This window comes from Macrococcus sp. 19Msa1099 (assembly GCA_019357535.2).
GTDB lineage: Bacteria > Bacillota > Bacilli > Staphylococcales > Staphylococcaceae > Macrococcoides > Macrococcoides psychrotolerans.
The window spans coordinates 853,183-875,365 of record CP079955.1; the positions used below are offsets into that span (position 1 = coordinate 853,183).

Annotated in this window: 23 protein-coding genes; 21 read left to right on the forward strand and 2 right to left on the reverse strand. The window is 38.3% G+C overall.

Features of this window, described 5'->3' with window-relative positions; translation table 11 throughout:
• The first annotated feature begins 23 nt into the window (after window positions 1-23).
• A complete protein-coding gene (locus KYI10_04350; protein QYA33670.1) occupies window positions 24-1,301 on the forward strand; it encodes a cytochrome P450 in 1,278 nt (425 codons plus the stop codon).
• Between the two features lie 28 nt (window positions 1,302-1,329).
• Here KYI10_04350 and KYI10_04355 read toward each other — a convergent pair whose 3' ends face one another.
• Window positions 1,330-1,629, reverse strand: coding sequence for a rhodanese-like domain-containing protein (locus tag KYI10_04355; protein ID QYA33671.1), 300 nt, complete (start codon window positions 1,627-1,629; stop codon window positions 1,330-1,332).
• Window positions 1,630-1,695: 66 nt separating this feature from the next.
• Between KYI10_04355 and KYI10_04360 the strand changes: the two genes are divergently transcribed.
• From KYI10_04360 to KYI10_04375, 4 genes are all read left to right on the forward strand, one after another.
• Complete coding sequence (locus KYI10_04360) at window positions 1,696-1,992, forward strand: hypothetical protein (GenBank protein QYA33672.1); 297 nt, start codon at window positions 1,696-1,698, stop codon at window positions 1,990-1,992.
• Between the two features lie 79 nt (window positions 1,993-2,071).
• A complete protein-coding gene (rsgA, locus tag KYI10_04365; GenBank protein QYA33673.1) occupies window positions 2,072-2,947 on the forward strand; it encodes a ribosome small subunit-dependent GTPase A in 876 nt (291 codons plus the stop codon).
• The gene (gene rpe, locus KYI10_04370) at window positions 2,947-3,597 is read left to right on the forward strand and encodes a ribulose-phosphate 3-epimerase (GenBank protein QYA33674.1); all 651 of its coding nucleotides are present in this window, start codon (window positions 2,947-2,949) and stop codon (window positions 3,595-3,597) included. The genes rsgA and rpe overlap by 1 nt, the downstream gene beginning before the upstream one ends.
• Window positions 3,594-4,232, forward strand: a complete 639-nt coding sequence (locus KYI10_04375; GenBank protein ID QYA33675.1) for a thiamine diphosphokinase — start codon at window positions 3,594-3,596, stop codon at window positions 4,230-4,232. The genes rpe and KYI10_04375 overlap by 4 nt, the downstream gene beginning before the upstream one ends.
• 46 nt (window positions 4,233-4,278) lie before the next feature.
• Here KYI10_04375 and rpmB read toward each other — a convergent pair whose 3' ends face one another.
• Window positions 4,279-4,467 carry a 50S ribosomal protein L28 gene (rpmB, locus tag KYI10_04380; GenBank protein QYA33676.1) on the reverse strand — a complete coding sequence of 63 codons (189 nt, stop codon included), beginning with the start codon at window positions 4,465-4,467 and terminating at the stop codon, window positions 4,279-4,281.
• 253 nt (window positions 4,468-4,720) lie between these two features.
• Between rpmB and KYI10_04385 the strand changes: the two genes are divergently transcribed.
• The 16 genes from KYI10_04385 to ffh all read left to right on the forward strand — a co-directional run bounded on the left by KYI10_04385 (window position 4,721) and on the right by ffh (window position 22,043).
• The gene (locus tag KYI10_04385; protein QYA33677.1) at window positions 4,721-5,095 is read left to right on the forward strand and encodes an Asp23/Gls24 family envelope stress response protein; all 375 of its coding nucleotides are present in this window, start codon (window positions 4,721-4,723) and stop codon (window positions 5,093-5,095) included.
• A gap of 10 nt (window positions 5,096-5,105) precedes the next feature.
• Window positions 5,106-6,755 carry a DAK2 domain-containing protein gene (locus KYI10_04390; GenBank protein QYA33678.2) on the forward strand — a complete coding sequence of 550 codons (1,650 nt, stop codon included), beginning with the start codon at window positions 5,106-5,108 and terminating at the stop codon, window positions 6,753-6,755.
• A gap of 67 nt (window positions 6,756-6,822) precedes the next feature.
• A complete protein-coding gene (sdaAB, locus tag KYI10_04395; GenBank protein ID QYA33679.1) occupies window positions 6,823-7,488 on the forward strand; it encodes an L-serine ammonia-lyase, iron-sulfur-dependent subunit beta in 666 nt (221 codons plus the stop codon).
• Window positions 7,489-7,500: 12 nt separating this feature from the next.
• On the forward strand, window positions 7,501-8,391 hold the full coding sequence (gene sdaAA, locus KYI10_04400) for an L-serine ammonia-lyase, iron-sulfur-dependent, subunit alpha (protein ID QYA33680.1): 891 nt from the start codon (window positions 7,501-7,503) through the stop codon (window positions 8,389-8,391).
• Complete coding sequence (recG, locus tag KYI10_04405) at window positions 8,360-10,396, forward strand: ATP-dependent DNA helicase RecG (GenBank protein QYA33681.1); 2,037 nt, start codon at window positions 8,360-8,362, stop codon at window positions 10,394-10,396. The genes sdaAA and recG overlap by 32 nt, the downstream gene beginning before the upstream one ends.
• Window positions 10,397-10,408: 12 nt before the next feature.
• Window positions 10,409-11,038, forward strand: a complete 630-nt coding sequence (locus KYI10_04410) for a class A sortase (protein QYA33682.1) — start codon at window positions 10,409-10,411, stop codon at window positions 11,036-11,038.
• A gap of 163 nt (window positions 11,039-11,201) precedes the next feature.
• Entirely contained in the window at window positions 11,202-11,765 is a 564-nt protein-coding gene (gene fapR / locus KYI10_04415; GenBank protein ID QYA33683.1) for a transcription factor FapR, read from the forward strand.
• 2 nt (window positions 11,766-11,767) lie between these two features.
• Window positions 11,768-12,748, forward strand: a complete 981-nt coding sequence (plsX, locus tag KYI10_04420; GenBank protein ID QYA33684.1) for a phosphate acyltransferase PlsX — start codon at window positions 11,768-11,770, stop codon at window positions 12,746-12,748.
• Window positions 12,741-13,637 carry an ACP S-malonyltransferase gene (gene fabD, locus KYI10_04425; protein ID QYA33685.1) on the forward strand — a complete coding sequence of 299 codons (897 nt, stop codon included), beginning with the start codon at window positions 12,741-12,743 and terminating at the stop codon, window positions 13,635-13,637. Before plsX ends, fabD begins: the two co-directional genes overlap by 8 nt.
• Window position 13,638: 1 nt before the next feature.
• The gene (gene fabG / locus KYI10_04430; protein QYA33686.1) at window positions 13,639-14,373 is read left to right on the forward strand and encodes a 3-oxoacyl-[acyl-carrier-protein] reductase; all 735 of its coding nucleotides are present in this window, start codon (window positions 13,639-13,641) and stop codon (window positions 14,371-14,373) included.
• A 30-nt stretch (window positions 14,374-14,403) separates the two neighbouring features.
• Entirely contained in the window at window positions 14,404-14,637 is a 234-nt protein-coding gene (locus KYI10_04435; GenBank protein QYA33687.1) for an acyl carrier protein, read from the forward strand.
• Between the two features lie 151 nt (window positions 14,638-14,788).
• The gene (gene rnc / locus KYI10_04440) at window positions 14,789-15,517 is read left to right on the forward strand and encodes a ribonuclease III (GenBank protein ID QYA33688.1); all 729 of its coding nucleotides are present in this window, start codon (window positions 14,789-14,791) and stop codon (window positions 15,515-15,517) included.
• Window positions 15,517-19,095, forward strand: a complete 3,579-nt coding sequence (smc, locus tag KYI10_04445; protein QYA33689.1) for a chromosome segregation protein SMC — start codon at window positions 15,517-15,519, stop codon at window positions 19,093-19,095. The genes rnc and smc overlap by 1 nt, the downstream gene beginning before the upstream one ends.
• The gene (ftsY, locus tag KYI10_04450) at window positions 19,092-20,342 is read left to right on the forward strand and encodes a signal recognition particle-docking protein FtsY (GenBank protein QYA33690.1); all 1,251 of its coding nucleotides are present in this window, start codon (window positions 19,092-19,094) and stop codon (window positions 20,340-20,342) included. The genes smc and ftsY overlap by 4 nt, the downstream gene beginning before the upstream one ends.
• Entirely contained in the window at window positions 20,335-20,679 is a 345-nt protein-coding gene (locus KYI10_04455; protein QYA33691.1) for a putative DNA-binding protein, read from the forward strand. The genes ftsY and KYI10_04455 overlap by 8 nt, the downstream gene beginning before the upstream one ends.
• Window positions 20,680-20,690: 11 nt before the next feature.
• A complete protein-coding gene (gene ffh, locus KYI10_04460; protein QYA33692.1) occupies window positions 20,691-22,043 on the forward strand; it encodes a signal recognition particle protein in 1,353 nt (450 codons plus the stop codon).
• Window positions 22,044-22,183: the final 140 nt, after the last annotated feature.

Below are 22,183 nucleotides of genomic sequence, written 5' to 3' on the forward strand. Positions count from 1 at the left end.
ACATAAATATGGAGGGTATAACAATGAGTAAAAGAATTCCTAAAGATAGAGGTATTGATAATTCATTCAAGATTATGAAAGAAGGCTATGAATACGTTCCCGCACGTATGAAGAAATTCAATACGAATATTTTCGAAACGCATGTTTTAGGAGGTAAAGCTGCTGTTGTTATCAGCGGTAAAGACGCAGCTGAATTATTTTATGATAACGATAAGACAGAACGTAAAGGTACATTACCTAAACGTGTTGTAAAGACGTTGTTCGGTAAAGGTGCAATACATACTACAGCGGGTAAGACGCATATTGATCGTAAGGCGTTATTTATGTCTCTTATGACCGATGAAAACTTAGCCTACTTAAGAAAGCTTACGCGTATTTACTGGTTCCAGAACATTGAGCATATGCAATATAAACAAAAAGTAAATGTCTATGAAGAAGCAACTGAACTGCTTACTAAAGTTGGACTACGCTGGGCAGGTATTGCTGATAACCCTGATAATATCAAAAAGATGGCAGATGACATGAATAAGATGATTGATTCATTCAGTGCGATTGGTTCATTATATGGCGGCTATCGTGAAGCGAAAAAAGCACGTGCACGTGTCGAGCAATTTCTGGAGGATCAAATTAGAGCTGTGCGTAAAGGAAAGATTCATCCGGAAAAAGGAACTGCCTTATATGAATTTAGTCACTGGGAAGATATGAACGGTAAACCAATGGACGCAAGACTTTGCGCGGTTGACTTGATGAATGTCATACGTCCGCTTGTCGCAATCAATAAGTTTGTGAGCTTTGGTGTGCTAGCGTTGCACGAGTTTCCTGGAGAACGTGTTCGTGTTGCATTAAACGAAGAGGATTATGCATATAAATTCGTGCAGGAAGTAAGAAGATATTATCCGTTCGTTCCATTCCTGCCAGGTAAAGCGAAAGAAAATATTACATTTGATGGTTACAAGATTAAAAAAGATACGATGATGCTCCTGGATATCTATGGTACATTACATCGAGACGATTTATTCAGTGAACCTGAAAGATTTAATCCTTACCGCTTTGAGAACTGGGACGGAAGCCCATTTGATCTGATCCCTCAAGGCGGAGGAGATTATTACACAAATCACCGCTGTGCAGGTGAATGGATGACGATCATCATTATGGAGGAAACAATGAAATTCTTTGCAAATGAAATCTCTTATGATGTACCACCTCAAGACTTTACAGTGGATACGACAAAGTTTCCTGGTAAAGTGGCTTCTGGAATGGATATTGAAAATATAAGGGTGAATATCGACCGTACAAAATAAAATGACTGAGGCGCACGCCTCAGTCATTTTATTTTGTGATTTCACCTTGCCAGTCATCCATCCCTTGGTCGACTACTGTAATGTTTAAATTCTCATTATCGAGATATTCAGCAGCCTGAAGCGCACGTCCTCCACGCTTACAGATGATGATGTATTCATCTTCATCATTAAATGAATCGACTGAAGCAGGAATTGTATCCAGTGGGATATTCTTTGCACCTTTAATATGCCCTTCATTATATTCTTCTGGTGTTCTTACATCAATAATATGTGCTTCTGTACCAATCTGTAACGCATCTTGTAACGCATCTATTGTAATATGTTTCATATTATTTTCCTCCTTTTTTGTTTATCATACACTGTTTAGGCTAAAATTAAAAATATAACAAAAGAGGTGATGAAGATAATATTATTTACGAATCCATTGGACAGGGTGCAGGAATTTATTGCAGATAAAGAAGCACAGTTACATCATATGATTGATATGCTCACGACGATGATTCTATTAGGTTTTGGATCTATTCTGGTTATTTTAGGATTTACTTTATATTTGCTTTACAAAATATACAGACAGACGAGTAAGCATTATGTCGATCGAATTAAAGCTGAGGTTGAAAAAGAGCTCATTCAAAAGTATAACCTTGAGCTTAAAGAGGAATATAAATCATACTTACAAAAAAGAGTTGACTGACCACTTCGAATTCTAGAAGTGGTTTTATATATATTCACAGCTAAGAGAATGTTATAATTTAAGTGAATATTAAGAAGAGGTGATATGTATTAAAGGTCAGATTATAAAAGCATTAAGTGGTTTCTATTATGTAAAAAGTGAGGCGAAAATATATCAGTGCCGTGCGAGAGGTAATTTTAGAAAACGCGGTATTTCTCCGTTAGTAGGTGATTTTGTAGAATTTCAAGTTGAAAATGAGACGGACGGCTATATCTTGTCTATTGATGAAAGGAACAACAGTATGGTACGTCCACCTGTAGCAAACATTGATCGCGTAATCGTGGTTCTAAGTGCAAAAGAACCTGAATTCAGCTTGAATTTACTGGACAAGTTTCTCGTTAAAGTCGAATCTTATGGCATTGAACCTGTAATTCTTGTGACAAAGAAAGACCTGATTAATAAAGAAGAGGCATTATTTATTGAACGTGCACTAAACCAGTATGAATCTATCGGATATGAAACTTATTTTGTGACCAATTTGAATGAACAGTCTTATGACGCACTCGTTCAAGGAATCACTGTGCTGGCAGGCCAATCAGGTGTGGGTAAGTCTTCGTTTATCAATAGCCTCATTCCTGATGCTAATTTAAATACCGGTGTCATCAGTAACGCTTTAAATCGTGGTAAACATACGACAAGGCATGTCGAACTAATACCACTACAAAATGGTTATATTGCAGATACACCAGGGTTTAGTTCTCTTGAACTTGATAACATTGATAAGTATGAACTTAAAAATATGTTCCCGGATTTTGTTAAGCTTTCGCCTCAATGTAAGTTTAGAGAATGCCTGCATCTTAATGAACCGAAATGCGCGATAAAGACAGCGCTGGCAACAGGTGAAATACTGCAATCAAGGTATGATCATTATTTACAGATGATGTCTGAAATTGAGAATAGAAAGGTGAGATATTAATGAAAGTAGCTCCAAGCTTGTTGTCCTGTAATTTTCTTGAATTGAAAGAGGAAATAGCTGACCTCCATGCAGCAGGTGCAGATTACCTTCATTTTGATGTGATGGATGGCCAATTTGTTCCGAACATTTCTTTTGCTTTTCCAGTATTACAGCAAATTAGAAGTATAACAGATCTGACGATTGATACACATTTGATGATACAAGATCCGGAACGGTATATTCAAGCATTTGCTGATGCAGGCAGTGATATTATCACTGTGCATGTAGAATCTACGAAGCATATTCATAGAGCGTTGCAGATGATTCGAAATGCTGGCAAGAAATCAGGGATTACACTTAATCCAGGAACGCCGGTCGAATCGATTATCCCGGTTCTTGATATGGTTGATCTTGTTCTCGTTATGACAGTTAATCCAGGTTTCGGTGGTCAGTCATTTATCAAGAGTAGTGTTGATAAGATTCGTTCCTTAAATGAATATCGAAATAAGCATGGACTTTCATATGAAATAGAAGTTGATGGCGGTGTCAATGAAGATACAGCACTTTTATGTAAAGCAGCCGGTGCTGATGTGCTTGTAGCAGGTTCTTATTTCTTTAAGCATGATGATTATAAAGTACCAGTAAAGATATTGAAAGGAGAAGTAGGATGAATCTTCATATATTATGTACGCAGCTGGAAGTAGATGAATCGATATTTGAGATGTATGGAAGTGATGACTGGATAGGTGTGGATTATGGTGCGTTGATGCTGATTGATCATAACATTCGACCAATCGCAGCATTTGGAGATTTCGATTCTATTGATGAGACAGAGAAATTACGTATAGAGTCTGTTATCGATATCGACCTTCTTCCTGCTGAAAAGAATGAAACAGACCTTGAAGTTGCAATGCAGTATGCGAAAGACTTAGAATACAACAAAGTATTTATTCATGGTGCGACGGGCGGAAGACTCGATCATTTTCTTGGAAACCTGCAGACATTATTGCATCCAGAAATATTATTGTCGGCAAGCGAATTTCATATCGTTAATGCGTATAATACGATTCAGGTACTTACTGCAGGCACACACATTATTGAACATGAACCTGATAAAAAGTATATATCCTTTATTCCGGTGAATGACGGAGTAACTTTGACACTTGAAGGATTTAAATATGATGCTGATCGCCTGGAAGTGAATCTTGGAATTACAAGAACGATTTCAAATGAATTTGTTGAGCGTCGTGCGCAAGTTACGGTAGAACAAGGGATGGTTTATTGTATACAAAGTACAGAGCAATAAAAAAAGACCTTTCACACAAAGGTCTTTTTTGTATCTATATATTCAATTAAACGCGAGTCACTTTACCTGATTTTAATGCACGAGCTGAAACCCATACACGTTTAGGCTTACCATCTACTAAGATGCGGACTTTTTGTAAGTTAGCTCCGAAGCGACGTTTGCTGTAGTTCATTGCGTGAGAACGATTGTTACCTGTTACGGCTTTACGACCTGTAACATGACATACTTTAGCCATTGTTTTTGCCTCCTTTAATAGAATATAGAGATACACTTATCTTTTACATACCATAATAATTTAACATAATTCAATATGTAATGCAATAAATTTTTGTTTATCAGTTGTAACAATAGAGTAAAAATTACAGTAGTTACTTAAGATAATATTATATATAATATTATTTTTACCTTTAAACAATAGATTTCTTGTAATTATGAATATTTATTGATTATAATAATATGACGAGTGTATAAACAAGGGAGGCAATGAAATGACATTAGAAATAGCAAATGAATTTGGTTCAATCGATATCTCTAGCGATGTTATCGCAACGATTGCAGGTGGAGCGGCAGTTGAATGTTATGGTATCATCGGTATGGCAAGTAAACATCAGGTTAGAGATGGTATTGCAGATATTTTAGGGCGTGACAACTATTCTAAAGGTGTTATCGTAACAAATAATAACGGTACTTTAGATGTTGATATGTATATTATTGTTGCATATGGCACAAAAATTTCTGAAATTGCAAGTAATGTACAATCGACAGTTAAATACACTTTAGAACAAACTTTAAACTTAACGGTTAATTCAGTAAACATATACATTCAAGGTGTACGTGTCATCAAACTGGATGATGAAGAATAGGGAGGATTTCATAATGAAAACAATTGACGGCAAGCTATTTGCTGAAATGATCATCACAGGAGCAAATAACTTATCTCAAAATGCAGACTATGTAGATTCACTGAACGTCTTTCCGGTACCAGATGGTGATACTGGAACGAATATGAATCTTTCGATGAGTTCAGGTGCGAAAGAAACTGAGGAGAATATTGAAGCACATATTGGAAACGTTGGAATTGCATTCTCAAAAGGTTTATTAATGGGAGCACGTGGGAATTCGGGCGTTATTCTATCACAGCTATTCAGAGGGTTTTCTAAGTATATCGAAGCGGAGAGTGCGATAGACGCCCAAAAATTTGCTAAAGCATTTCAAGCAGGTGTAAAAACAGCTTATAAGGCAGTAATGAAACCCGTTGAAGGTACCATTCTTACAGTTGCCCGTGAAGCTGGAGAAGCTGCTATGAAGGCTAGTGAATCAACGGATGACTGTATCGTAATTATGGAAGCGCTCGTTAAAGCTGGGAACGAATCATTAAAGCGTACACCAGACCTACTTCCAGTATTAAAAGAAGTTGGGGTAGTAGATAGCGGCGGTCAGGGTTTGATGTATGTCTATGAAGGATTCCTTGCTGTTTTAAAGGGTGAAACAATTGCAGCACCTGTTAAGCGAGATATTAATGACGACTTTATTAATGATGATCATGACTTCGGTGATGTGGTTAAAACTGAAGACATCGTGCCAGGATTCTGTACTGAATTTATGGTTCGATTTAAAGATGGAATGAAACCATTTAATGAAGATGATTTCAGAGAAGATATGTCTAAGTTTGGTGACTCGCTCCTTGTGATTTCTGATGAAGAAATCGTTAAAACGCATGTTCACTCAGAAACACCTGGGGAAGCATTAACATATGGTAGTCAATATGGAGAGATTATCAAGATTAAGATAGAGAATATGCGTGAACAGCATCGCGAAGTGTTACGTAAGCGTGGTATTAAGGAAACTAAAAACGAGATTGAGAAAGTAGAAAAAGCGTTGATCACAATTTCTATGGGTGAGGGTATTACTGAGTTATTCAGGTCGATTGGTGCAACGCATGTTATTAGCGGTGGACAGACGATGAATCCATCTACTGAAGATATTGTAAAGATTATTGAAGCAAGTGGATGTAAAGAAGCGGTCGTTCTACCGAATAATAAGAACATAATTATGGCTGCAGAACAAGCAGCTCAAGTTGTGGATATTCCTGTAGCAGTAGTGCCGTCTAAGACAATACCACAAGGGTTAGGTGCGATGCTTGCATACAATCCGGAAGCATCTAGTGATGACAATAAGGCATTAATGACAGAAGCGATGCAGCATGTGAAGTCAGGTTCCGTTACATATGCTGTCAGAGATACGACTATTGATGGTGTTAATATTGAGAAAGATGCATTTATGGGTATTAATGAGAGTAAGATTACGGTATCGGATAAAGATCAGAACAAAGTATGTATTGAATTATTGAAATCAATGATTGATGAAGATGCAGAAATTGTTACGATCATTAAAGGAATCGATGCTGCAGATGAAAATGTTGCTACCATTGAAAATTTCTTAAGTGAAAATTATGAAGATATTGAAATTGAAATACAAGATGGAAAACAGCCTATATATAGCTTTATGTTTTCTGTAGAATAAGTTAATCTATATGTATTAGAACTACACTTTAAAGTGTAGTTCTTTTTAATGGATAAGGGGGAGCTTTATGAAATATAGAAGTGTATTTGATATTATCGGCCCGGTGATGGTGGGTCCATCATCTTCACATACAGCAGGTGCAGTCAGAATCGGTTTAGTTGCCAGAGATTTATTTGGAAGGATGCCGGATGCTGTTGATATCTATTTATATGGTTCATTTATGGAAACATATAAAGGACATGGAACAGATGTGGCATTAGTTGCAGGTCTGTTAGGTTTTGATACGGATGACAGTCGTATTCCAAAAAGCGTTGAACTTGCGGAAGAAGCAGGATTACAGATAAATTTTATTGAGATGACAGAAGAAAGAAGTCACCCTAATACTGCCGTTCTCAACATGAGAAGTCATGATCAGCAGCTCTCTATCGAAGGCATTTCAATTGGAGGGGGTAAGATTGAAATAGTTGCATTAAATGGTTTTCCGATTGCAATTTCGGGGAATTATCCTGCGTTACTCGTATTTCATAAAGATACGTTCGGCACGATTGCGAAAGTTACAAGTATTCTTAGCGACCACAAAATTAATGTCGGTCAGATGCAGGTCTCACGTAAGGAAAAAGGCGACCTTGCTTTAATGACATGTGAACTAGATGATGAGATAACAGATGATGTACTAGAGCAAATTAGGCGTTGTGAGGGTATTCAGACTGTAACGTTGATGACAGAATCATAGAGGGGAGAAGTTATGTTTAAAAGCGTAGAAGAACTGATACATATTTGTGAGACAGAAAATAAAAGCATAGCAGACGTTATGATTGCACAAGAGATGGCTGTAAGTAAGCTTGATTACGAAACAGTAATGTCGAATATGGAAAGAAATTTAATCGTAATGGAACAAGCTGTAGCGCGTGGTCTGGATGGTGTTACAAGTCCTACAGGTTTAACTGGAATGGATGCGGTGAAGTTACGAAATTATATTGCAAAGGGCAATACGTTGAGTGGCGCGACCTTGCTGGATGCAGTTTCAAAAGCGGTTGCGACAAATGAAGTGAACGCTGCCATGGGATTAATTTGTGCAACACCGACTGCTGGCAGTGCTGGAGTAGTACCAGGAACATTATTTGCTATGAAAGCAAGACTGAATCCATCGCGTGAACAGATGATTAAATTCTTGTTTACGACTGGAGCATTTGGATTTGTTGTGGCTAATAATGCCTCTATCTCCGGTGCTGCAGGGGGGTGTCAGGCAGAAGTAGGCAGCGCAGCAGCTATGGCAGCAGCAGCGATCGTAGAGATGGCTGGTGGCTCGCCACAGATGAGTGCACATGCATTCAGTATTTGTCTTAAGAATATGCTGGGTCTTGTATGTGATCCTGTAGCTGGACTTGTAGAAGTACCGTGTGTAAAAAGAAATGCAGCTGGTGCATCCAACGCTATTGTATCAGCAGATATGGCGCTTGCAGGTGTGGAGAGCAGAATTCCGACAGATGAAGTAATTGAAGCGATGTATAAGATAGGTTTAACAATGCCGAGTGCACTGCGTGAGACAGGTCGTGGAGGTCTTGCAGGCACTAAGACTGGCCAGGAAATGAAGGAAAGAATCTTTGGAAAATCAGCATCTTCTAATAACAGATAGTACATTGAAGGAGTTAAGAGGTGTCGGCCCGAAATCTTTAGAGAGTCTCAATTCACTCAATATACATTCTATTGAAGACCTCATATTATATCTGCCTTATAAATATGAAGATGAAACCGTCATTAATTTACATGAAGCCGAAGAGGGTGCAAAAATAACGGTGCAGGGTGAAATTTACTCTGCGCCTGTTTTGGCTCATTTTGGGCGCGGAAAATCTAAAGTATCATTCCATATGATGGTTGACAATGTCGCGGTGAAAATAGAATTCTTTAATCAGATGTATGTGAAGCGGATTGCAGAGATAGGCAAGACGGTCAAAGTCACCGGCAAATGGAACAGATCAAAGCAAGTGATTCAAGGCAGTAAAATATCAGAAGATGAACATTCAGGTGTGCAGCTTGTCCCGCAATATAGTCTGAAAGGTTTGATTAAGCGAGCACAGTTTAGAAAAATGATTGACAGCGCGTTTCAGACCGTGAAAATTCATCCCTTTTTGCCGGATCACTTAAAAGTGAAATATAAACTCTGGGATCTGGATCAATCGCTATATGAGTTACATATTCCTTCAAACCATAAACATTTGCAGCAGGCACGTAGAAGTTTTGCTTTTTGCGAATTATTACTCTTTCAGCTTAAGATGCGTATGCTTAATCAGCTTGAACAAAGTGGGGCGCCACATAGCAAGGTCGATTATGATATTACGAAGGTTAAGGCGTTTATTGATACGCTGCCCTTCGAACTGACAGATGCACAAAAACAAGTTGTCAATGAAATATTTCGGGATATGAAGCATGAATTTCGCATGAATAGGCTGCTCCAAGGTGACGTAGGATCAGGGAAGACTATCGTTGCTGCAATTTGCATGTATGCATTAATGACTGCAGGTAGACAAAGTGCATTGATGGTGCCGACAGAAATACTGGCTGAACAGCATGCAGAAAGTTTATCTGAAATCTATGGTGAATCACTAAACATTGCGCTTCTTACAAGTTCAGTCAAAGGTAAAAAGCGGAGATTAATTTTAGAAGCGTTAGAACGTGGCGATATCGATATCATTGTAGGTACACATGCGCTTATCAGTGAACCCGTGCAATTTCATGATCTCGGTTTAGTTATCACCGATGAGCAGCATAGGTTTGGAGTAAATCAACGTAAATTATTACGTGAAAAAGGCAATGATGCAAATGTACTCTTTATGACGGCTACACCGATACCACGTACATTAGCAATCTCTGTATTTGGTGAACTTGACGTTTCAACGATTAAACAGATGCCAAAAGGACGTAAACCCATTATTACAGAATGGGCGAAACATGAGGAAATTGAAATTGTCCATGATAAGACTGCACGTGAAATACGAGCAGGCCGACAAGTCTATGTGATATGTCCGCTGATTGAAGCTTCAGAACATTTAGATGTAAAAAACGCAATTGAAATCTATGAAGCTTATCAAAGGCTATTTGGCACTGATAAAGTAGGACTACTCCATGGTAAGATGAAGACAGAAGAAAAAGATGAAGTGATGAATAAATTCCAAAACCATGAATTTGATGTTATAGTATCTACAACAGTCGTTGAAGTCGGTGTGAATGTTCCGAACGCTACGTTGATTGTCATCTATGATGCAGAACGCTTTGGTTTATCTACTTTGCATCAGTTAAGAGGTCGCGTCGGTCGAAGTTCTTATCAAAGCTATTGCATATTGGTCGGCAACCCAGAAAGCGAAACAGGCATAGAAAGGTTGCAGATTATGACGCAGACAACAGATGGCTTTGTACTCAGTGAAAAGGATCTGGAAATGAGAGGACCAGGTGACTTCTTCGGCATTAAGCAAAGTGGTCTACCGGACTTTAAGGTAGCAAATATTGTTGAGGATTATCGCATGCTGGAAGTTGCGCGTGACGAAGCAAGCAAGTTAATACTAAGTGGTGCAATCGCGCAACCTGAATTACACGCATTAAAGATGCGTCTAGATGCAGACCTTGCTGAACATCAACTTGACTAAGAGGAGATTGAAATGAGAGTTATCGTAAGATTGATTGGAGTTCTATGTATCGTAGCAGCGATTACGATGTTTTTCTGGCAGGATATTCGTGCGTATTTCACGCATTCAGTCAACGAAAAGATTATACAGTCATATGAGAAGAATGATGATAAAGTAAATGTTAATGGTTTTGAAAAATGGATCACTAAAACGGAACCTGAAAAATTAAAGCTTAAAGACAATATGATCGGCTACTTAAAAGTGCCGGCTGCGGATATAAACGAGCCATTATATAAAGGACCGGCAACCCAAGAAGCAATGAAAAATGGTGTCGTACTTGTAGATAAAGGTGAAAAGATAACAGAACAGAATGTTGCGATTGCGGGTCATCGTGTAGAAGGTGCAGGAATTCGTTTCAACTATCTGGACCGTGCAAAAGTTGGCGATACCGTTGAATTATTATCGAGAAGCGGCAAGAATATTTATAAGATTACAAAGATCTATGATGTGCAACCGACTGAAGTCGGTGTACTAGATGAAAAGCCTGGAAATCCACAGGAACTTACCTTGATTACGTGTAACGATTATAACCCAGATACTTTAATGTTTGAGAAGCGAATGATTGTCAAAGCGCAGATAATTGAAAGAAATGGTCAAAAGTAGCAGGTCAAAAGGTAAAATAGATACGCTTATAAAAATGAATCGTTTTGTGAAGGTCAAAGGAATAAGGCATACAAATGTCTTTTCCTTTTTTTGTTGCAGTGTGTGTATATTTTTGTTATATTTACTAGTATTAAGACCAACTACTAATAAGGGAAATGAATGCATGAAAAAGTTGTCAAAGCACTTAAGACAGGAACAGTTACAGCAATTATTGGAAAACGACCCATTCATAACGGATGAAACATTAAGTCATGAATTTAATGTAAGCATCCAGACCATTCGTCTTGACCGTCTGGAACTTAATATACCCGAATTAAGAGAGCGTATTAAGAATGTAGCGGTTAAATCACACGACGAAATTAGAACGTTATCTATGGATGATATTATTGGAGAAGTTATCGATATTGAACTTGATCATATGGCATTATCTATTCTGGATATTAAGAAAGAGCATGTGTTCAGTCGAAATAACATTGCGAGAGGACATTATTTATTTGCACAGGCAAATTCACTGTGTGTTGCTCTAATCAATGATGAATTTGCACTGACTGTTTCAAGCAATATACATTTCCAGAAGCCTGTAATGCTTGGTGACCGAGTTATAACAAAGGCAGTGCTTATTGAGAAGAAGGACCAAAGAGCAAAGATCGAAGTCTTCAGCACAGTCAATCAAAGTCAAGTGTTCTATGGCGAGTTTGAGATGTATTACAATAATAAAGGAGCTTAAATATGATTAAGATAGCAGTAGATATGCATGGGGGAGACAATGCACCGGACATTGTTCTAGATGGAATTGAAATGTTCCTTAAGGAATTTAATGATGTAGAGATCCATCTGTACGGTGATGAAAAAGACAATCGACTTAATCATCCGCGACTAAAGATGCATCATACAACACAAGTCATCACGATGGAAGATGAACCTGTGCGTGCGATTCGACGAAAGAAGGATGCTTCCATGGTGCGTGCAGCAGAGAGCGTGAAACTAAAGGAAACTGATGCTGTTGTTTCTGCTGGTAATACGGGTGCATTGATGGCTGCGGGATTATTTGTCATCGGAAGAATAAAGGGAATCGAACGTCCTGCACTTGCGCTGACATTACCAACAATTAATGATGAAGGATTTATGTTACTGGATATGGGTGCAAATGCTGATGCCAAGCCAGAACACCTCGTCCAATATGCTAAAATGGCATCGATTTATACGCAGAAAAATCGTGGTATCAGTAACCCGTCTGTAGGACTCGCAAATATTGGCACAGAAGATAAAAAAGGGAATCAACTCGCACGTGATACGTTTAACCTGCTAAAAGAAGAGACATCAATCAACTTTATCGGTAATGTTGAATCTAAAGCACTGCTAAACTATGCAGCAGATATCGTTGTTACTGATGGATTTACAGGAAATATGATTCTAAAGACCTTAGAAGGTACAGCGAACAATATCTTTAAGATGCTGAAAGAAACTTTGTTAGCTTCAACAAAAACAAAAATTGCAGCAGGGCTCATAAAAAAAGATTTGATGCAACTTAAAAATAAGATGGATTACTCAGAGTATGGAGGTGCCGTATTATTTGGAGTTGATGGAATTGTTATTAAAGCGCATGGTTCGAGTGATAAGAAAGCATTCTTCAATGCGCTTAAACAAGCACGACAATCAGCAACAGAAGATGTTATATCATTGTTAAAGCAAGAGGTGACACATGAGTAAGCGGGCGCTACTGTTTCCGGGACAAGGGTCACAGTTTATTGGTATGACCGACGATTTTAACGAGCGGGGGCAAGAGACGCTTAAACAATTGAATCGTCTGTTTGATGTCGACCTCGTCAATATTATGCGCCATGATGAAGCGGTTAATGACACGAAGTATACACAACCGGCAATTGTAATGCACAGCGTTGTATTGTTAGAGCAAATTCAACAGCCGTTTGACTATTGTCTAGGCCATAGTCTAGGAGAATACAGTGCATTAGTCGCATCTGGTGTATTAACTAAAGAGGACGCTGTTCAAATCGTCTACAAACGAGGTCAGTTAATGAGCGAAGCATATCCTCAAGGTGTGGGAAAGATGGCGGCAGTTATTGGAACAGATCGATGGGTTATAGAAGAGGCTTGTGAAGCTGTTAGCAATGATGGTCATCTATTAAACGTTGCAAATATTAATGGTCCAGGACAAATTGTTGTGTCTGGTCATACGCAATGTATAGAAGCACTCATTGACAGAAAACATGAACTCGGCTTAAAGAAAATTATTCCGCTCAATGTGAGTGGTCCATTTCATTCAGAGCTTATGAAAGTAATCGAAGAAGAATTCAGGGCGTATCTTGAGCAGTTTGATTTTCAAGAAGCACAAATTCCTGTTGTGCAAAATGTAAGTGCATCATCAGAAATTGATGCGAAACGCATCAAGGAGAATTTAGTAAAACAATTATATTCTCCAGTGGAATTTACAGATTCTATTCGTTATCTGATTGATCAAGGAGTCACTGAGTTTGTTGAAATCGGACCTAAAAAGGTGCTCACTGCACTCGTAAAAAAGATAGAACGTAATATTACTGTTAGAAATATTACTACTACAAATGAAATAAGTGAGGTTTAATATGAAAGCGGCTTTAGTTACGGGAAGTTCCAGAGGTATCGGCAGAAGTATTGCTTTAGCTCTGGCAGACGAAGGATTTAATATTATCGTCAATTATTCAGGAAATGAACAAAAAGCAAAGCAGGTTGTACAAGCAATTATTGATAAAGGTCAGAAAGCTGTTGCGATTAAAGCAGATGTCAGTAATCATGAAGAAGTTAAATCGATGATAGATCAGTCCGTTGCTACTTTTGGATCGTTAGATTGTATCGTCAACAATGCAGGGATCACTAGAGATAATTTAGCGATGCGTATGAAGAGAGAAGAATTTGCAGATGTCATCGATACGAATTTAACGGGCGTATTCAATGTCATCCAGGCTGCCTCAAGACAATTACTACGCCAACGTGCAGGAACTGTCATCAATGTCAGCAGTATCGTTGCAAGTATCGGAAATGCAGGACAAGTCAATTATGTTGCAGCTAAAGCAGGTGTTGAAGGAATGACGAAAACCTTTGCTCGAGAATTTGCCAGCCGTGGTATCCGTGTTAACGCAGTAGCCCCTGGATTTATTGAAAGTGATATGACCGACGTGCTGGATGAGACGCTTGTTCAAACGATGAAAAGTCAGATACCGTTAGGTGAGATGGGCCGACCTGAAGATGTTGCGTATATGGTAGCATTTCTGGCGAGTGATAAAGCACAGTATATTACAGGACAGACATTTCATGTTAACGGTGGTATGTATATGCAGTAATCACTATAATTATTTTAAGGAGGTGAAATTATGGAAAACTTCGACAAAGTAAAAGATATTATCGTAGATCGTCTTGGTGTAGATGCAGATAAAGTAACTGCAGAAGCTTCATTCAAAGACGATTTAGGTGCCGATTCTTTAGATATCGCTGAATTAGTTATGGAATTAGAAGATCAGTTTGGAACTGAGATTCCTGATGAAGATGCTGAAAAAATCAACACGGTTGGTGATGCAGTGAAATATATCGAATCATTAGAAAAATAATATAAGGCTATAAATACATAATCCGAACACACCATTTGCAGCTGTGTTCGGATTTAAGTTATTAATGATGATTATTTTAAAGTTTATTAAGCAATCACTTTTTTTTACAGCGTATATAACGTAAAATAAAAACATAGATAAGGAGGACGAAATGAATAAAAGACAGCTAATAATCGATAAATTTAAAGTAAAGTTAAACAAGGTGCTCACACACCTGGATATTATACCAAATGATGTTGAACTGTATGTACAGGCATTCTCACACTCGAGTTTCATTAATGATTTCAAGCTTGATAAAAATAAGGACAATGAACGCCTGGAATTTCTAGGAGATGCGGTGTTAGAATTGATGGTTTCACAATATTTATACCAGCAGCATAGTGATCTGCCAGAAGGTAGGCTGACAAAGTTGCGCGCTGCAATTGTATGTGAACCTTCACTTGTGACATTTGCGAAGATGTTGAAGTTTGATCAGTTGATTTTGCTGGGCAAAGGCGAGGAAAAGACAGGTGGCAGAACACGTCCTTCTTTAATTGCAGATGTATTTGAGGCCTTCGTCGGGGCGTTATATCTTGACCAAGGACATGATGTAACAAAAAGATTCTTTAACAGCTATATTTTTCCTGCTATAACTGAAGATCTGCTGCATGGCCTTATTGACTATAAGACTTATTTACAGGAATATATTCATAAAACTAAAAACTTACAAGTTACCTATCGCCTCGTTAAAGAGGAAGGACCGGCACATTTCAAAGCGTTTACGTCTGAAGTTTATGTTGAAGATAAAGTGATTGGTACAGGCACAGGAAGAACGAAGAAAGAATCAGAGCAACAGGCAGCCCAAACTGCTCTATTGCTTCTGACAGCAGGAGAGTCATAATGATTTATTTACAGTCGGTAGAAGCAACTGGTTTCAAGTCGTTTGCAGATAAGACAACCGTGCTGTTTGATGAAGGTGTTACAGCGATTGTTGGACCAAACGGTTCGGGGAAAAGTAATATTACAGATGCTATCAAGTGGGTGCTTGGCGAACAATCAGCAAAATCCCTTCGCGGTGCAAAGATGGAAGATATCATCTTCTCAGGTGCACAGGATAGGAATGCAACTAACTTTGCACAAGTAACACTTACGATCAATAATATTGAGCGCAGCCTTGCTGTTGATTCTGATAAAGTACTGATTACTCGTAAACTCTTTCGCTCTGGTGAAAGTGAATATTTCTTGAATCATCAGAAAGTAAGACTTAAAGATATCACGGAGTTATTTCTAGATAGTGGTCTTGGTCGTGATGCTTTCAGTATTATTTCTCAGGGAAAGGTCGATCAGGTACTGAATGCTAAGCCGAGCGAACGTCGACAATTGATTGAAGAAGCGGCCGGTGTATTGAAGTATAAGAAACGTAAAGTGGAAACTGAACAGAAGCTTGAAGACACGATGAATAACCTCAGTCGTGTGCATGATATTATTTTTGATCTAAAGGATCGCGTAGAGCCCCTTAAAATTGAAGCGAGTATTGCTGAAGAATATATCGCATTATCTGAAGAAATGAAGGATGCAGATATTCAAGTGACGGTACATGATATCAAGGAGAGTAGTGCAGAATATGAACGTCTGCAGCAGGAGATTCAAAGTTTTGACGAACAGCTTAAATATAGGAAGGATAAGAGTGCACGTATTTCTAATAAGCTGGATGCACATAAATCGGAAAGAAATGAACAGCAGAAGCTTCTTGAAACGTATAAGTCTGATTTGTTACACATTACTGAGCGTATTGAACGTAATATCGGTCTGCTGAATGTGAATAAAGAGCGTCTCATTCACCAGGATGCGAACTTTGAGGAGAAACATCAGCTGCAAAAAACATTTGCCCAGACGCTGGAACATACAAAAAAAGAGTTATCAGCAACAGAAGCGAAAATACAAACTTTAAAACAGGAAAAATTATCAAAAAAACAAAAACTATCCCAGACAGAGCACGACCAATCTGCATTAGTCGATGATATCGAAGCGTTGATTGAAGAGACAAGAAGTGAATACTATGAACAGTTTACGATGAAGACGAAACTTGAAAATGATATACAGCATATGAATTCAAGGATCGAACAGTTTAATCGTAAGGAAGAAGCGCAAGTTGATGAATCGACAATGACACAGTATGAAGATTTGCTCTCAGAGCAGCAGTCGTTGAACGAACAGATTAATAGTATGGAACAGATGGTTGATAACAAACGACTATCCTATACAGAGCGTCAGCAACATATCACTAAGCAAAAACAGCTTTACTTTAGGGAAAGTGAAAACTTAAAACAAGCTGACCGTTTTATCTCCACACTAGAATCTAAAGTGAACCGATTAAAAATAATGCAGGAAGAATATCAAGGGTATTATCAAGGTGTCAGGTTACTGCTAAAAAATAAAGAGAAGCTCCATGGTATTCATCATACGGTACTTGATACCATAGCAGTAGAACCTCGCTATAATGATGCGCTGGATAGTGCTTTAGGTGGGGTCTTACAGCATATTATCGTAGAAGATGCACAAGTTGCACGTAAAGCGATAGAATTCTTGAAGTCAAAGCAAGCAGGACGTGCTACATTTCTACCGTTAAATGTCATCAAACCTAGAAACATCACGAGTGATATCTTAACTGGATTGACCCAATTCGAAGGGTATATCGGCACTTTAAATACGCTTATTACAGCAGATCATAAATACAAAAATATTATAGATAATATTGCAGGACATATTATCATCGCAACGACACTTGCTGAAGCCAACAAGATTGCAAAGTTTGTATCATACAGACATAAAGTTGTAACACTGGATGGACAAGTCGTTAATCCAGGAGGTTCAATGACAGGTGGAAGTAAACAAAAACCGACGCAAGCCTTGTCATCTCGAAATGAATTACAGCAATTGTCTCAGCAATTAAACGACTATGAATCACAAACTTTACAGCTAAGAGAAAAGGTAAGTCAGTTGAATGAATCAATTTCAGAGGCTGAATTCCAGCTTGAACAGGATAAACAGAGTGGAATTCAGCTGCGTGATGAATTACATCAGCTAAAGTTAACGCGTGAAGAAATTCATATAAAGCTAGAGCGTCTGCAGTCAAAGCTTGAGACTAGAACACAATATGATAAAGAGCGACAAGAAATCAATCAGCTGGAGAAAGATAAAGCGCTTATCTATGACAACATTCAGACAATCGAATCACGACTATCGGAACTAACAGACAAAATAAAGTTATATCAGAATAATGCACAGAATAAAAAATCTTTACTTGAAAATATGCAGCATGAAATGCACAGTATTAATAAATCGATAAATAAGCTAGAAGCAGATATTCATTATCATCAAAAGGTAAAAAGAGATCTGTTAGACAAAATAGAGACAACAGAAGGCGAACTTAAACATTTAAGTCAACTTGAGCATGCGATTGACCGAGAAAAGCTTCAAAAAGAAATCATTCAACTTGAAAAATATATTGGTGAAGACAAAGAAAAGAAAAGTTTCCTGCATCGACAAATTGAAAATATACAGCAGACTCTCGGTGAATATATCGAACAAGAAGCCGAACTTGAAATGCAGAACAAAGAACTTGTGCGTCAAATAAGTGGCATTGAAAATGGCATCGGTGAACTCAAAGTACAGCATTCGAGATTAGATGTAAAGCTTGAAAACTATCTCGAACATCTAAACTTTACTTATGAAATGACCTATGAGGCTGCAGAGGACTATATATTTGAACATCGCTTGACGGTCGATGATGCAAAGCAGTTAAACGAACTAAGAAGTCGTGTCAAACTGACAAAGATTGCCGTCGATGAACTAGGACCTGTGAATATGAATGCGATTGAACAATATGCAGCAGTGAGTGAGCGTTATGAATTCTTAATATCACAAGAAGCAGATCTACTTGAAGCCAAAGATAATCTAGAAATGATCATAAGAGATATGGATCATACAGTTGCTGAGCGCTTTAAGACTACATTTGAAGTGATATCAAATGCTTTTGAGCACATCTTCAAACAATTGTTCGGTGGTGGAGAAGGACGATTGATTCTGACTGAAGAAGATTATTTAACAAGCGGAATAGATATCTATGTTCAGCCACCAGGAAAGAAAAGACAGCACTTGTCATTGTTATCGGGCGGTGAACGTGCGATGACTGCGATAGTTCTGCTCTTTGCAATTTTAAATAGAAAGAAAGCACCATTTGTGATCCTGGATGAAGTGGAAGCAGCGCTTGATGAAGCAAATGTCAGTCGATTTGCGCACTATTTAACAACTTTAAAGGAAGATACCCAGTTTATTGTGATTACTCATCGTAAAGGGACGATGGAAGAAAGTGATAGACTTTATGGTGTTACGATGCAGAACTCAGGGATATCCAAACTAGTAAGTGTTAATCTTAAAGAAATTGACGATAAAAAATTTAAGGAGTTGACGAAATGAGTTTCTTTAAAAAATTAAAAAATAAATTTGTCGGAAATAACGAAGAAACAACGGATCCATTGAAAACATTAGCACCAGACGATACACTAGATCCGCAGCAGGAGGATCCAACTCATGATGTGCAGACAAGCGAAAGTGTAAGTCGCGCTGAAGTTATTGAACAGCCGAAGAAAACGGAAAAGAAATCTGACTGGGACTTCGACTTTGATGATGATGATTTAATTTCCATCGAAGAGTTTGAGGAGCTTGAAGCACAGCAGATTGGTGCGAAATTCCGTGAAGGTCTAGAGAAATCTCGTGAAAACTTCCAGAATAAACTTAACGATTTACTTGCGATGTACCGTACTGTTGATGAAGATTTCTTCGAAGCTTTAGAAGAAATGCTGATACAGGCAGATGTTGGATTTAATACGGTCATGGATTTAGTGGAATCTCTTCGTATGGAGGCGAAACGCCGCAATATTACAGAGACCGCTGACTTAAGAGAAGTTATCGTAGAGAAGATTGTAGAGATCTATGAACAAGAAGACGATAAACTACAGGAAATGAACATCCAGGAAGATGGACTGACTGTAATACTTATGGTTGGTGTTAACGGCGTCGGAAAAACAACGACAATAGGTAAACTTGCGCATCGCTACAAAGGACAAGGAAAAAAAGTGATGCTTGCTGCAGGAGATACCTTCCGTGCTGGCGCCATAGAACAGCTTCAAGTATGGGGTGACCGTGTCGGTGTTGAAGTAATTAAGCAAAGTGAGGGCTCAGACCCTGCAGCTGTTATGTACGATGCAATCGGGGCTGCGAAAAATCGTGGCGCGGATATTTTAATCTGTGACACAGCAGGGCGTCTTCAAAATAAAGCAAATTTAATGACAGAATTAGAGAAAGTTAAAAAAGTATTATCTCGTGCTGTACCAGGTGCTCCGCATGAAGTGCTGCTTGCATTGGATGCGACAACAGGACAAAATGCGCTCGTACAGGCAAAAGCATTTAAAGAAGTGACAGATGTATCGGGAATTGTTCTGACGAAGCTAGATGGTACCGCAAAAGGTGGTATCGTACTTGCAATTCGAAACGAACTGCACATCCCTGTTAAATTTGTCGGACTCGGTGAAAAGCTAGATGACTTACAGCCGTTCGATGCAGAAAGTTATGTATACGGATTATTTGCTGATATGATTGAAGCTTCTACTGAAGAAGAGAATAAGGCGGCAGAAGTAATGAAGGATAATTCAGACGATGAATGATCTGCTAAAGACGATGCGCATGAACTATCTGTTTGACTTTTATCAGTCATTATTAACAGATAAACAGAGAAACTATCTCGAAAAGTATTATATGGATGATGAATCACTGTCTGAGATTGCTGAAACGTTTGATGTATCAAGACAAGCAGTTTATGATAATATTAGACGGACTGGTGATTTATTAGAAGAATATGAAAGTAAGCTTGGTCTATATCATAAATTTGAACAGCGTCAGGCTATATACGAAGAGATGCTTCAATTAACTAAATTACAGAATAATGCACAACGTAATCAGCAGTTAGAAGCATATATAGAACAATTACAAAGAATAGAATAGGGGGTCATTGTATGGCTTTTGAAGGATTATCAGATCGACTCCAGGCTACAATGCAGAAGATTAAAGGTAAGGGTAAAGTTACAGAAGCGGATATAAAAGTGATGATGCGCGAAGTACGCTTAGCATTACTTGAAGCCGATGTTAACTTTAAAGTGGTAAAAGAATTTGTTAAGACAGTATCCGATCGTGCGATTGGTTCAGAAGTGATGCAGTCATTAACGCCTGGACAGCAGATTATTAAAATTGTACAGGAAGAACTAACGACTTTAATGGGTTCTGAGAATACTCAGATTAATATGAGCAAGAAACCACCGACTGTTGTGATGATGGTAGGTTTACAAGGGGCAGGTAAAACGACGACTGCAGGTAAGCTTGCACTTTTAATGCGCAAGAAATATAACAAGAAACCACTGCTTGTCGCATGTGATATCTATAGACCAGCTGCAATACAGCAGCTACAAACAGTAGGGAAGCAGATTGATGTACCGGTATTTACTTTAGGGGATCAAGTATCACCTAAAGAAATTACAGAACGTGCACTGCAACACGCAAAAGAAGAACATCTGGACTTTGTGATTATCGATACAGCAGGACGCCTGCATATTGATGAAGCATTGATGAATGAGCTTGTTGAAGTTAAAGAAATCAGTCAACCTGACGAAATTATGCTTGTCGTAGATTCTATGACAGGTCAAGATGCAGTGAATGTCGCTGAGAGTTTCGATAATCAGCTGGATGTTACGGGTGTTACTTTAACGAAACTTGATGGAGATACTCGTGGTGGGGCAGCGCTCTCGATTCGAAGTGTCACACAAAAACCAATTAAGTTTGTCGGTATGAGTGAGAAACTTGATGGACTAGAACCTTTTCATCCAGAACGCATGGCATCTCGTATTCTAGGTATGGGTGATGTGTTAAGTTTAATCGAAAAAGCACAGTCTCAAGTAGATGAATCTAAAGCGAAAGAACTTGAACAGAAGATGAAGACCTCATCATTCACTTTTGATGATTTTCTGGAGCAGCTCGAACAGGTTAAAGCTCTAGGGCCTCTTGATGAACTGCTTAAGATGATTCCTGGTGCGAACAAGATGAAAGGTCTGAATAATGTTAATATGAACGCTAAGCAAATCGATCATGTGCAGGCAATTATACGTTCAATGACGAAAGAAGAACGTAACAATCCGGCGATTATCAATGTATCACGTAAGAAGAGAATCGCAAAAGGGTCAGGCAGAAGTTTATCTGAAGTGAATAAACTGATTAAGCAGTTTGACGAGATGAAGAAGATGATGAAGCAGTTTACAGGAATGAAAAAAGGTAAAAAAGGGCGTAATCCATTCCAGGGCATGAATTTACCGTTTTAATATTTACTAAAAGACAGAAAAAACTTGATTTTTTCTGTCTTTTATATTAAATTTATTTTTGTAAAGAAAAAACACTTTACAGGAAGTAAGTTTCCTGTTAATATTAGTACTTGAGAAAAGATTAGAAATGGAGAGATTTA